The sequence below is a fragment of the Corallococcus caeni genome (genome assembly GCF_036245865.1).
Taxonomy (GTDB): Bacteria; Myxococcota; Myxococcia; order Myxococcales; family Myxococcaceae; genus Corallococcus; species Corallococcus caeni.
Genome location: NZ_BTTW01000002.1, coordinates 390,966 through 403,442 on the forward strand (window position 1 = coordinate 390,966; position 12,477 = coordinate 403,442).

The following is a 12,477-nucleotide window of genomic DNA, read 5'->3' on the forward strand; positions in this document are numbered from 1 at the left end:
AGCGGGGCGGGTCATGGCGCGTCGGCCATGTCGTCAAGCTGCTCCGTCGCAAGCTCGCGGTAGTAGGGGACGACTTCGACGGCCAGCACTTCGCGCATCTGCTGGCGCGCTTCCTCCCAGTTGCCCGCGTCCTGAAGTCGATGCATCCGGTAGAGGGCGTCCACGAGTCTGTTGGAACCGTCCGTGATGCGGCGGGCGCACTCGCGTAGGAGTGCAAGGGCTCCGGCGTCGGACTGGAGCGCCGCCGCGGCGTCGGAGACAGCCACTTCCTCGGCGGTCTGGAGCAGTAGCGCACGAACATCGTCGGTGAGGGTGAGGGGACCTCCCTCGCGCAGCACGCTCCGCGACAGTGCTCGTATTTCGTCCCAGTTCGGGCGGGCAGTCATCTAGCGTCTCTTCCTTTTCGGGCCGCACATTTCGATGGGCCATTCCTGCTGGCCTTCGCATCGTCGCAGGCAGTCGGTGCAAGGGCCGCTGTATCGGCCGTCCGCGCACTCATTCCAGGTCCGAAGGCACCGGTTCTTCCACTCGGGCAAGCGCGGGTCATCAACGTAATCGTCCAAGTCCGCGTCGGAGCTGCTGTGCGTGCCGGTGGCGCCGATGCCAGCGGCCATGATGGCGGCGGCCTCGGCGGCGGTGAGTCCACATGCCTCGGGGCGTCCCGGGTGTCGCTGGATGCAGTCCGTCTCGGTGTCCATGGCGACGGTGGCACATCCCAGGCTCAAGGCCGCGAGGAGGGGCGCGAGGTGGCGCCTCCAGGGTGCGGCTTTCGGGGCTGTCATGGTTCACGGACCCTACCGCGCGACGGCGGGCGCGGCGTGGGGGTGGCCGTTATCTTCCCGCGCTCGAAGGCGTCCTGGCTCTCGGGGCGACAGGGTGGCGCGCGTGACGACGGACGTGTCCTCGGAAGAAGCTCCCTCGCGGCGGTCCCGGCGCTCGGCCAGGGCTCCGGGCTGGCGGTGGGTGCTGTCGCTGCTGCTGGGGTTGGGCCTGCCCACCGCGCTGCACGTCTACATCGGCCTGCGCCTCTTCACCGCGCCCGGCTGGCCTGCTCCCTGGGCCGCCCTGGGCTGGGGCCTGCTGGGCCTGTGCTACCTCGTCCTGCTGGCGGGCTTTCGCGCCGCGCGCCGCGAGCCCACCGGCTTCTCCCGCGTCATCCAGTGGGGCGCCTACCTGTGGCTGGGCGCCTTCGGCGTCTTCCTCACCGCCGTGCTGGCCTCCGACGTCGTCGGCGCCGCGCTGGCCCTGTCCGGCACCGTCACCGACATGCACGCGCTCGCCCGGGGCCGCGCGGCCGCCGTGCTGGGCACCGTCGTGCCCGCCGTGGCCTTCGCCTTCGTCACCGCGCGCGGCAGGGCCCGCGTGGAGCGCACCACCGTGGCCCTCCAGGACCTGGGCCCGGGCCTGGACGGCCTGCGCGTCGTGCAGCTGTCCGACGTCCATGTGGGCCCCACCCTGGACGGCGTGTGGCTCCAGCGCGTGGTGGAGCAGGTCAACGCCCTCGAGCCGGACCTCGTCGCCATCACCGGCGACCTGGTGGATGGCTCCGTGGATCAGCTGCGCGACCAGATGACGCCGCTCGCGTCGCTCAAGGCCCCGCTCGGCGTCTACTACGTCACCGGAAACCACGAGTTCTACCACGGCGCCCGCGCCTGGATGGCCGAGGTCGCCCGCCTGGGCATCACCGTCCTCACCAACGAGCACCGCGTCGTGGAGCGCGGCGGCGCCCGGCTCGTCGTCGCCGGCGTCACCGACCACGACGCGGGCCACATCGACCCGCCCCTGGAGAGCCGCCCGGACCTCGCGCTCGCCGGCGCCCCGCCGGACGTGCCCCGGCTGCTCTTGGCCCACCAGCCCCGCACCGCCCTGTTCCTGGAGGGCCTGCGCGTGGACCTCCAGCTGTCCGGCCACACCCACGGCGGGCAGATCTTCCCCTTCATGTTCTTCGTGAAGCTCCAGCAGCCCGTCGTGAAGGGCCTGGCCACCGTCGCCGGGACCCGGGTCTACACGCACCGCGGCACCGGCTACTGGGGCCCCCCCTTGCGCCTGGGCCCCGCCCCGGAGATCGCCGCCCTCACCCTGGTGGGAACTCCCCGTTCTGGCGGTGATTCAAGCCAAGCTTGATATTTCCGTTCTTGCTGCTTATTGTTGGGGACGTGGCCACCGCACCGTCTTCCCTCCTTGTCCCGGAATTCGCTTTCAGCCGTCCCACGGCCCCCGCGGTCCCGGGTGCGCGGCGCGGGACGGTGGTCCCGATCGCGGCGCCCCGGGCGGGGAAGGCGGCGCCGGTGCTGCTGGTGGTCTCCGAGGCCCCCGAGGTCCGGCTGGCGGTGGCGCGCGAGGTGGGGCTGGGGTGCCGGATGGTGACGGCGCTGGGGGCGACGTCGGCGGACCGGCGGCTGGACCTGGGCGTGGCGGTGGACGGGCTGGTGCTGGACCTGGACGCGGATCGCCGCGTCGTGAGCGACTTCCTCTGCCGGCTGGTGGACCGGGCCTTCCACGGCCCGCGCATCCTGCTGTCCTCCGGTTTCCGTCCCGAAGCGAGCGCCACCGTCCCGACGGGCTGCCACACCCACTTCGCACTCGGCCGGCCCTGGCGCGCCGGTGAGCTGCGCTCGCTCCTGGAGAGGGTCCTTGGGGTCTCCCACCTCGCTCAATCCGCAAGCCGTCCGTGACTCCCGCCGTGACGCTCCCCGCCTGGCGCCGTTGACGGCGCGGGTTGCGGACGCGGGCCACGGGTTGTTCACCGGCATCGCCGGGGCGTCCGCGGGCGCCGCGCGCAGCGCGTACCTGGCGCTGGTGCTCTTCGCTGGCGGCATGGCCCGCTGCGCGACGGGGCGCTCGCGCGACGGCCTGCCGCAGCTCAAGCGCTGCCTGTTCCGCGCGGCGCAGGTGCCGGTGGACCTGGTGCTGATGCTGGGCGGGCGCGTGCTGTCCGCCGTGCAGGTGGTGGCGGGCCTGGAGCCCGTGGGCCGCCGGCTGACGGACGCGGAGGTGGAGCGGCTGCGCCCCATCTTCGGCGACAGCCTGGACTACCGCTGCGTGCGCGTGAAGGAAGGCGCCCTGGGCCTGCTGGGCCTGCCGGGCCGCGCGTTCGCTCATGGGGACGTCCTCTTCATCCCGCCCGGCTACGGCGCGGTGGGCTTCCGGCTCCTGGTGCACGAGCTCACGCACGTGTGGCAGCACCAGCACGGCGGGACGGGCTACCTGAGCGGCGCGCTGGCGGCGCAGTACCTGGGGGACGGCTACGACTGGCGCAAGGCCGTGGGCCACCGGCGCTGGGCGGAGCTCAACCCGGAGCAGCAGGCGCAGTTCATCGAGGACGCTGCCGACGCGCAGCTCATCCCCCACGTGGGCCGCCCCACGCCCCAGCAGCGGCTGCGCGGCTGGAGCGACGCCGCCCTGTGCCTGCTGGACGAGGCGCTGGACTGCCTCTACGCCGGACGGGGCGCGCCGTGAGGCCGCCGGCCCCCGGGGCCGCGCGGTGAACCGCCCCAACCTCCGGAGGCCCGCCCCATGACGGCGCGCACCGCCCGGCCCGGCGGCACGCCCGAGGGCCGCTGCCTGCAGGCCCTGACCTGGCGGCGCCTGGAGTCCCCCGGCACCGAGCACTTCGAGCTGTGGGAGTCCGCCGAGGGGCCCCTCCTCACGGGCACCGCGGTGCTGGTGGGCGAAGGGCTGCCGCTGCTCGCGCGCTACACCGTGGCGTGCGACCCGGACTGGCACACGCGCGAGCTGCGGCTGGCGCTGCACCAGGGCGGCACGCGCCGCACGCTGGTGCTCCAGGTGGACGACCACCAGCGCTGGTGGCGCGAGGGCCGCGAGCTGCCGGACCTGCGCGGGTGCGTGGACGTGGACCTGAGCGTCACCCCCTCCACCAACACCCTGCCCATCCGCCGGCTGGGGCTGGAGCCGGGCCAGTCCCGCGACGTCACGGCCGCGTGGGTGCGGCTGCCGGACCTGTCCCTGGAGCGGCTGGAGCAGCGCTACACCCGGCTGTCCTCCACGCGCTACCGCTACGAGAGCGCGGGCGGCGCCTTCGTGGCCGAGGTGGACACCGACGCCCTGGGGCTCGTCACGCACTACCCGGGCGGCTGGGAACGCGTCGCCACGTCCGACGGTTGAGCCCGGGCGCAACCCTTGCGCCCCAACCCGGACAATCCTTCACGCGCCTTCACGCCTCTGGGGGACTGCGTGTCGTTTCATGTGGGCTTATGGAGCCGTGAACGACGCCCTTCCGGTGGACGGGGGAATGCAGGACTACCTGTCATATAGGGATGGGCCCGGGTGACGTGGCGGGTTATAACGACCTCTGAACCGTTCCGGCGGTGGAGGGGCCGTGAGCCTTACGGCCACCCCACCGGACGTCACGTGCAAGGTTGATGTGGTGAAAACCCACCCCCGAGGTCCTCTCGCTTCCGGCCGCGTCCGGAAGAAGCGCCATGTGGCGCCCGCGTCGGCGGCCGCGCTGTCGCGGCGGCAGTTGGAGCGCAAGCTGGCGGTCAGCGTGGGCGCGGCGGCCCGGGCCGCGCGGCTGCGGGCTGGCCTCACGCAGGCGGACGTGGCGGACCGCGTCGGCATCGCGTCGGAGGTCTACGGCCGGCTGGAGCGGGGCAAGATGATGCCCAGCGTCCCCACGCTGTTCCGCCTGTGCCTGGCGCTGCAGCTGTCCGCGGACGCGTCGCTGGGGCTGGCGGTGGCGGCGGCGGCGGGCGCGGGGCTGTGGGAGGAGGACTCCACGGACAAGGACGACCTGCCGGAGATGCGCCGCCTGCTGCGCGCAGTTCGCCGGCTGCCGCGCCCCCAGCTCAAGCTGATGAGCCTGGTGGCCAGCGCCATCCTGCCCACGCGCCGCTGAAGCCCCGGCCCCCCATGCGGTTCGCCTCCCGCCCGGCGCGGTCCTTGACTGGTCCGACTGTCGGACCCGTTGCGGTCCTTCGGCCTCAGGGCGCGGACGCGGGAGGGCGGGGCGGGTTCGCGCGCGGGGCGGCTTCCGTCACCCGCCACACCCAGCCGGACGGGGTGGGGTCCCGGTGCGCGGTGTTCACGTCCACCGCGTACACGTCCACGGTGTGCTCGCCCACGGGCAGGTCCTTGAGGCGCCACGGGGACTCGCAGGGGATGTAGAGGCTGCCGTCCAGCGAGCACCAGAACACGGGCTTCAGCGTGGTGGCGGTGAAGACGAAGGTGGCCTCCCTGGAGGGCGTGGCCCCGGGTGGCCCCTCGTCGATGAAGGTGTCCGGCCCTTCGTTCCCCGCGCGCGCCAGCGACGGCGGGAACAGCACCGGCGTCAGCATCAGGCACAACAGCATCGACGCGAGCAGTCCGTGGGGAAGGTAGCGCAGGGACGGCGGGGGAATCATAAGCAGGCTCGCGTGACGCCGGACGCCGCACGCACTCGTGACCAGGGCATGTCGCTGGAGAGCGGCCTGGGAGGGCTGGGGCGTTCCATGGCGTCCGGGGAATGGGAAAGGGCGACTTCCTGGAAGGTGGGGATGGATCCGAAATGGGGCGCCCCGTCCCCAGGACGGGGCAGGGCATCCACGGCGCGACGTGACGCGCGGGGCCAATGTCCGCCAGAGGAAAAGGTACGCCGCCGGCACGGCCCCGGTCGGGCGGTGATGGCACGCGTCACGGGGCAGCGCTTGTCAGGGCGGGCATCCCCTGGCCTCATGGGTGCTGGCCGGGACCTGTCTTGCACGAACGCCATCACCCATGACCGTCTCGAAGAGGAGCACGCCCTGGCACGCCGCCGCGCTGGTGCTTTCGCTATGCCTGCTGGGGCCGGTGCTCCCCGCTCGCGCGCAGGCCACCCCCCAGGTTCCTGAAGCGGACCCCGGCAGTGCCCGGCTGGGCGACACGCTGGACGCGGGCCTGCCCGTCACCCGCCAGGACGGGGGCGCGGGCACGGTCGTGAAGGAGGCGGACCTCCAGCGCACGGACGCGGGCTGGGCGCTGGAGGCGGGCGCGGCGCCAGACGCCGGGCCCGCGCTGGCCGCCTTCGTGCCGCCCGCGCTGGTGCAGGACTCGCCCGCGCCGTACCCGCCCCGGCTGGTGGGCGAGGGCGTGGCGGGCACGGTGAAGCTGGAGCTGCTGGTGGACGAGGCGGGCGAGGTGGACACCGCCACGCTGGTGGAGGGCGTGCACCCGCTGCTCAACGAGGCCGCGCTGCACGCCGCGCCCTCCCTGCGCTTCTCCCCCGCGATGATGGAGGGGCAGCCCGTCGCGGTGCGCCTGTTCTTCGAGTACCGCTTCGAGGCCCCTGTCGCGGTGGCCAGCGGCGCGGACGGCGGCACGTTGACGCCGCAAGGGCCCATCACCCTCAAGGGGCTGGTGCGGCAGAAGGGCAACCGCCGGCCGCTCATCGGCGCGACGCTGGTGTCGGACGCGGCGCCGGACTCGCCGGTGCAGACAGACGAGAACGGCCGCTTCGAGGCGCGCTTCCCCACGGGCGGCCAGGCCGTGCGCGTGTTCGCCCCGGGCCACAAGCCCGGCCTGTTCCGCGAGGCGCTGAAGTCCACCGAGTCGCTGGAGGTCGTCTACGGCCTGGAGCCGCTCGTGGTGAACCCCTACGAGACGGTGGTGCGAGGCGACCGCGAGCGCACGGAGGTCAGCCGCGTCACGCTGCACGACGCGGAATTGCGGGAAGTGCCCGGCACCATGGGCGACCCGTTCCGCGTGGTGATGCTGCTGCCGGGCGTGGGCAGCATGCTGTCCGGCGTGGCGTACCCGGTGGTGCGCGGCAGCCAGCCCGCGTCCACGGGCTACTTCCTGGACGGCATCCGCATCCCCATCCTCTTCCACCTGTTCCTGGGGCCCGCGGTCATCCACCCGGACTTCCTGGACGCCATCGACTTCTATCCGGGCTCGCCGCCGCCGCAGTACGGCCGGCTGATGGGCGGCGCCATCGACGGGCGCCTCACCCGGCCTCGCGACGACCGCGTGCACGGCAGCGCCTACGCGGACTTCATCAACGCGGGCTTCTTCATCGAGACGCCCTTCAAGTCCACCGGCACCAACGTCAGCCTCGCGGGCCGCTATTCCTATACGCCGTGGATCATCGCGCTGGCGGCCAATCAGTTGCAGGACCCGCCGCCGCCGGGGCGCACCAACCCGAAGGTGGTGCTGGACTTCTGGGATTATCAGGCCCGCGTGGAGCAGGACGTGGGCGAGGGCAAGCTGCGGCTGTTTGCCTTTGGCTCGTCGGACACCTTCGGCTCCCAGGCGCAGGACGCCCAGAGCGACACCGCGCTCCAGTCCATCGCGTTCCACCGGGTGGACCTGCGCGGCCGCCACCCGCTGGGCAAGGGCGAGCTCGAGGTGGGCGGCACCTGGGGCACGGATGATTTCGCCGTCGTGTCGCGCGGGCCGGACAACGGGAACGAGATCCACATCGACCAGAGCACCTTCTCCGGGCGCGTGGGCTACAGCGTGCCCTTGGATGAGCGGCTCTTGCTGCGCGCGGGCGCGGACGTGGACCACAAGCGCGCCATCGTGGACGTGCTCACGGTGGAGAATGGCCAGGAGGTGGAGGAGGACTCGGTGCGCGTGCCCGTGGCGCTGGCCACATTCACCGGCGCGTACGCGGAAGGGGTGTGGACGCCCAATGACAGATGGACGGTGGTGCCCGGCCTGCGGCTGGACAGCTACCACCTGTCCGGCGGGTTCGACCACAAGGTCATCGAGCCGCGCCTCACCGTGCGCCACAAGCTCACCGACACCGTGACGCTCAAGGGCGGCGCGGGCATCTTCCATCAGCCGCCCACCACCCTCATCAGCCTGCCGGTGGTGGACGTGGGCAGTCTGTTGTTGGGCCTCCAGGAGGGCGTGCAGCTCTCCACCGGCGTGGAGTGGAAGGCCTTCGACAAGTGGGAGGTGGGGCTGGACGTCTATGTGAACCCCATGCTGCGCACCATCGAACTCACGCCCTTCTCCGACGAGGGGCTGACGGACGACCTGGACGGCGGCGGCGACCCGGACGCGCCGCCACCTTCGCCCGGCCCCGGTGGGGACTTCCACCAGAACGGCTTCCGCCGGGTGCGCGCGCGGCAGGTGGACGTGGATCCTCCGCCCGTCAGCCGCGACGACTGGGACCTCCCGGACTTCACCAGCCACGGCCTGGCGTATGGGTTGGAGCTGCTCATCCGCTACCCGCTGGGCAACAACTGGTTCGGCTGGCTTTCGTACAGCCTCCAGCGCAGCACGCGGCGCACCACCTTCTATCGATATGACTCGTCAGGTCGGGCCATCTCCGAGGACTCCGCGGACCTGCCCTTCGCGTTCGACCAGACACACATCCTGAACCTGGTGGTCAGCCACAAGTTCTCCAACAACATCACCCTGGGGGGCGTGCTCCACTTCAATACCGGACGCCCGGAGTACGGCACCCTGGGAAGCCAGACGCACCGCGAGGGCACCGACAGCGACGGCCGCCCCGCGTGGGTGCAGGTGGACAGGGACGCGGTGGACCGGCTGCCGCCCTTCTTCCGCTTCGACCTGCGCGTCTCCAAGGCCTGGGCCTACGACACCTTCAGCCTGGAGGCCTACCTGGACATGCTCAACGTCACCCTCAACACGGAGACGCTGGGCTTCGACTACGTGGGCGGCGGCTACACCCGGCAACCCCTGACCAAGAGCGCGGTGGGATTGCCCATCGCCCTGCCCATCATCGGCGTCAAGGGCCGGTACTGACCTGTCCTGGAGGGTAGGGTGAATGCTCGGGGGTGAGCACTTTTCCGCGCCCCCTGCCCCGCAGGGCTGCTCCACTCGTGGCCAGATGTGTCAGTATTCCATGAGACGCGGGTTTTTCCAGCCTGCCCGACACCGACGTGGAGGGTGGGGGACAGGCCCGAAGCGTCGGGGGGAGCACGATGATGGGTTTGTCCTGGGGGCCGGGCATGGCTCCGGCATGGGAACTGCCCGCTGACAACGAGACGCCCTGCATCCTCCTCGAGCCGCTGTACGGGGAGACAGGGGAGGCGCTCGACTTCCGGTGGACGTCCATGAACGTCCCGGCCGAGGGCTGGGTGCGCTCGCTGGAGCTGGGCCGGCACCTGTCCCTGTGGACGCGGGAGGGCGTCGCGCTGTTCGACGTGGCGGCGTTCGTGCGCGTGCTGATGCGCGGAGTCCCGCACGTGGGGCTGGTGCAGGGGGACGCGGCGGGGCGGCGGTACGTGGTGGTGCGTCACGCAGAGGGCCTGGCGATGTGGCTGTTGCCGCGCGACGAGGGGCAGGCGGCGGACGCCCACCAGGCGGAGCGGGAGCGGGCGGCGCGGCAGGAGGTGGAGGCGGCGCTGGCGCGGGCGGAGCAGACGGTGAGCGCGCTGCGCGAGGCGGAGGAGCGCTACCGGCTGGCGACGCGCGCCACGCATGACGTGCTGTGGGACTGGCACTTCGCCACGGACCGCGTGCGGTGGGACCCGGGCACGGGGGACGCGTTCGGCCACGCCACGGCGGTGCTGGAGCACAAGCTGGGCTGGTGGGGCGAGCGCGTGCACGACGAGGACCGCGAGCGCGTGGTGGACCGGCTGGTGGAGTTCGTCGCGTCCACGGGGGACGTGTGGAGCGAGGAGTACCGCTTCCAGCGCGCGGACGGCAGCTGGGCGCACGTGCTGGACCGCGGCGTGCTGGCGCGCGACGACGAGGGGCGCCCGGTGCGGATGATCGGCTCCATGATGGACGTCACCGAGCGCACCCGTCAGATGGAGACCATGGTGGAGGAGGCGCGCTTCCGGGAGCGCTTCATCGGCATCCTGGGGCATGACCTGCGCAACCCGCTCAACGCCATCGTGCTGTCGGCGCGGGCACAGAAGCGCCGGGGGCCGCTGGAGTGCACGCCCGAACAGCACCGGCAGCACGCGCAGCGCATCGAGGCCTCCGCGACGCGCATGGGGAACATGATCGCGGACCTGCTGGATTTGACGCGCGCCCGGCTGGCGGGCGGCATCCCGCTGCGCAAGGGCCCCACGGACCTGGGGGCGGTGTGCCAGCAGGTGGTGGACGAATTGTCGGCGGCGTACCCGGACCGCGCGGTGGCGGTGGACGTGGACGGCAAGGCGGAGGGCGAGTGGGACGCGGAGCGGCTGGCGCAGGTGCTCTCCAACCTGGTGGGCAACGCGCTGGAGCACGGCAGCCCGGACGCGCCGGTGTTCCTGCGCTGCTGGGCGAAGGGCGAGCACCAGGTGCTGGAGGTGCAGAACCCCGGCTCGCCCATCCCGGAGGAGCTGCGCGAGCGGCTGTTTGATCCGTTCCGCCAGGGCGAGGGCGAGCGCGAGCAGGGCGGCCGGCGCAACAGCGGCCTGGGGCTGGGGTTGTTCATCGTGAAGGAGATCGTCCAGGCGCACGGAGGGACGGTGGAGGTGACGTCCTCGGAGAAGGAGGGCACGACGTTCACGGTGCGGCTGCCGCGGCCTCCGCGTCCGAAGGCCAAGGTGAAGGCAGGCAAGGGCCGCACGCGGACGGCCTGATCTTTTGGAAGGGGTGAGCGTTCGCCGCCATGCGGTGAAGGAGAGAGCGTCCGCCGCCGCACGCCGCGCGTGTTGTGCGAAGGACCGAAGGGGATGGGCCGGGAGGGCAGGGGCGCTGCTCGCTTCGTTGGAGTGCGTTTACCGGTTGATCAGGCCGTGCGGCTCGCGCGGTCACCCACGCGGAGGCAGTCCCCATGCACCTCAATCCCCCTCGCAATGTTTCATTCCGTTCCTCACCCTGGACGGCGCTCTGGCTGGCCGCGGCGCTCGCCGGCTGCGGCGCTCCCTCCCTGGATGAAGCCACCGATGGGGTGGCCCAGTCCTCGGGCGCGCTCGCCTCCACCAATGGCCTGTCGACGAATGGCTTGTCGACCAATGGCTTGTCGACGAATGGCCTGTCAACCAACGGCTTGTCGACGAATGGCCTGTCCACGAATGGCCTGTCCACGAACGGGTTCCAGACCTGGTTCAACCAGGATCCCGCGTCGGCGGACATGGTGATGCGCTACGTGGTGCAGTGCTCGCTTTCGGCGGGGGCGACGCTGTCGTACCAGTCGCCCACCACGGGGAAGAGCTACACGTGGAAGGGGAGTCTGGGATTGGCGCCGGGGTGGGCGGGAGGCCTGCCGGCGACGGTGGCGGAGCAGCAGGTGGTGAGCGCGTGTCTGGCGGCGCACGCGAACAAGTACGGCATGCACGTGAACATCTCCGTGCTGGGGCGCGACGCGCTGGGCGGGGCGATGCCGTATTCGACGGACGAGCTGAATACATACAATGAGAAGGAGGCGTGCTTCTTCGGCAACCTCTTCACGGGCGAGGGCACGTTCGCGGCGAACGACGGCGCGTACCTGGACTACGACGAGAGCACGGTGCGCACCTGCGGCCTGTCGTCCTGGAGTGAGACGACGGCGTGCACGCCGATGAAGCACGTGGGCGCGTGCCGGTACTACTGCACGCTGGACGCCACGCGGACGTACTACACGCGCTGCACGTACAACGGCGTGACGTACCGGCCCATCACCACGCGCATGCTGCCCCAGGACATCTACCGCTGCGGCGACGGCGTGTGCCAGTTGACGGAGAAGTGCGGCGGCAGCAACACGCCGGACAGCTGCGCGGCGGACTGCGGCGCCTGTCAGTAGGCGAGGGGTGTCTGTTCAAGTGGGGCGGGGCCGCGCGGCGCGGAGCCGGTAGCGCGTGACGAGGTCCCCCCACCAGCGGCCCATCGTCGCGACGGTGGCCGGTCCATCCAGGCCATGGCGCACGGGGTGGTCCATGCGGATGGCGTCCCAGCCCCGGTGCTCGAGCACGACGCGGGTGCCGCCGAAGGTGGGCTCGAAGCGGACGTCGACCTCGGTGGTCTCTCCGGGGGCGAAGTTGCTCGCGCGCCATTGGAAGACGAGCCGCGCGCCGGGTTCCCAGACGAGCACGCGGCCGATTTCAAAGACCTGCTCCCCGAAGGACTCCAGCAGGCGGCCGCCGGGACCGGGCGGGTCGAAGCGCAGGACGGCGTCGGGGTTCTGGAGGCCGCGGTAGCGCGGGCTCTTGCCCCACCAGAGGTCGGTCTCCTCGGTGAAGACCTCGAAGGCGTCCAGCGGGGACACGGCGACGAAGGTGGTGACGCGGGCGCGGTCGGCCGTCATGACTTGCGGCCTCCGGAGGGCTTCGTGCCCCGGGTGCGCTCCGCGTGGGCCTTGAAGGCGCCCAGCTGATCCGCCCAGAAGGACTCCACCTCGTCCAGCCAGCCGCGCAGGGCGGCGAAGGGCTCCGGGCGCAGGGAGTAGACGCGCACGCGGGCGTCGTCCGCGTCGATGCGCTCCTCCACGAGCCCCGTCTGGCGCAGTACGCGCAGGTGGCGGGACATGGCGGGAGGGCTCATGTCGAACGCGGCCGCCAGCTCTCCGGCGGGGTGGGGCCGCTGGCGCAGCCGGTCCACGACGCCCCGGCGCGTGGGGTCGGCGAGGGCGGCCAGGGTTCGGTCGAGCGCGGACGGAGTGGCCATGGCGTTGGA

12 protein-coding genes are annotated in these 12,477 nt (G+C 72.0%); 8 read left to right on the forward strand and 4 right to left on the reverse strand.

Translation table 11 applies throughout. The features are described from left to right. Positions 1–11: 11 nt before the first annotated feature. Complete coding sequence (locus tag AABA78_RS09705; protein ID WP_338262699.1) at positions 12–386, reverse strand: DUSAM domain-containing protein; 375 nt, start codon at positions 384–386, stop codon at positions 12–14. Positions 387–885: 499 nt separating this feature from the next. Between AABA78_RS09705 and AABA78_RS09710 the strand changes: the two genes are divergently transcribed. The 5 genes from AABA78_RS09710 to AABA78_RS09730 all read left to right on the forward strand — a co-directional run bounded on the left by AABA78_RS09710 (position 886) and on the right by AABA78_RS09730 (position 4,858). Next, positions 886–2,124, forward strand: coding sequence for a metallophosphoesterase (locus AABA78_RS09710; RefSeq protein WP_370469451.1), 1,239 nt, complete (start codon positions 886–888; stop codon positions 2,122–2,124). Between the two features lie 122 nt (positions 2,125–2,246). Next, entirely contained in the window at positions 2,247–2,675 is a 429-nt protein-coding gene (locus tag AABA78_RS09715) for a hypothetical protein (RefSeq protein ID WP_338262700.1), read from the forward strand. Further along, positions 2,635–3,459 carry an eCIS core domain-containing protein gene (locus tag AABA78_RS09720; protein WP_338262701.1) on the forward strand — a complete coding sequence of 275 codons (825 nt, stop codon included), beginning with the start codon at positions 2,635–2,637 and terminating at the stop codon, positions 3,457–3,459. Before AABA78_RS09715 ends, AABA78_RS09720 begins: the two co-directional genes overlap by 41 nt. Before the next feature lie 57 nt (positions 3,460–3,516). Beyond that, entirely contained in the window at positions 3,517–4,125 is a 609-nt protein-coding gene (locus tag AABA78_RS09725) for a putative glycolipid-binding domain-containing protein (RefSeq protein ID WP_338262702.1), read from the forward strand. A gap of 358 nt (positions 4,126–4,483) precedes the next feature. After that, complete coding sequence (locus AABA78_RS09730; protein WP_167497754.1) at positions 4,484–4,858, forward strand: helix-turn-helix transcriptional regulator; 375 nt, start codon at positions 4,484–4,486, stop codon at positions 4,856–4,858. A gap of 85 nt (positions 4,859–4,943) precedes the next feature. Here the strand turns inward: AABA78_RS09730 and AABA78_RS09735 are convergent, their stop codons facing one another. Then, positions 4,944–5,363, reverse strand: coding sequence for a hypothetical protein (locus tag AABA78_RS09735; protein WP_338262703.1), 420 nt, complete (start codon positions 5,361–5,363; stop codon positions 4,944–4,946). A gap of 352 nt (positions 5,364–5,715) precedes the next feature. Between AABA78_RS09735 and AABA78_RS09740 the strand changes: the two genes are divergently transcribed. The 3 genes from AABA78_RS09740 (at position 5,716) to AABA78_RS09750 (ending at position 11,608) form a co-directional block, all read left to right on the forward strand. Further along, positions 5,716–8,691, forward strand: a complete 2,976-nt coding sequence (locus AABA78_RS09740) for a TonB-dependent receptor domain-containing protein (protein ID WP_338262704.1) — start codon at positions 5,716–5,718, stop codon at positions 8,689–8,691. 206 nt (positions 8,692–8,897) lie between these two features. After that, positions 8,898–10,466, forward strand: coding sequence for a PAS domain-containing sensor histidine kinase (locus AABA78_RS09745; protein WP_338262705.1), 1,569 nt, complete (start codon positions 8,898–8,900; stop codon positions 10,464–10,466). A gap of 194 nt (positions 10,467–10,660) precedes the next feature. Next, positions 10,661–11,608: a hypothetical protein gene (locus tag AABA78_RS09750; RefSeq protein WP_338262706.1), complete on the forward strand. Its 948-nt coding sequence runs from the start codon at positions 10,661–10,663 to the stop codon at positions 11,606–11,608. A gap of 15 nt (positions 11,609–11,623) precedes the next feature. Here the strand turns inward: AABA78_RS09750 and AABA78_RS09755 are convergent, their stop codons facing one another. After that, on the reverse strand, positions 11,624–12,109 hold the full coding sequence (locus AABA78_RS09755) for an SRPBCC domain-containing protein (RefSeq protein ID WP_338262707.1): 486 nt from the start codon (positions 12,107–12,109) through the stop codon (positions 11,624–11,626). Further along, a complete protein-coding gene (locus tag AABA78_RS09760; protein WP_207054426.1) occupies positions 12,106–12,468 on the reverse strand; it encodes an ArsR/SmtB family transcription factor in 363 nt (120 codons plus the stop codon). Before AABA78_RS09760 ends, AABA78_RS09755 begins: the two co-directional genes overlap by 4 nt. Between the last annotated feature and the right edge of the window lie 9 nt (positions 12,469–12,477).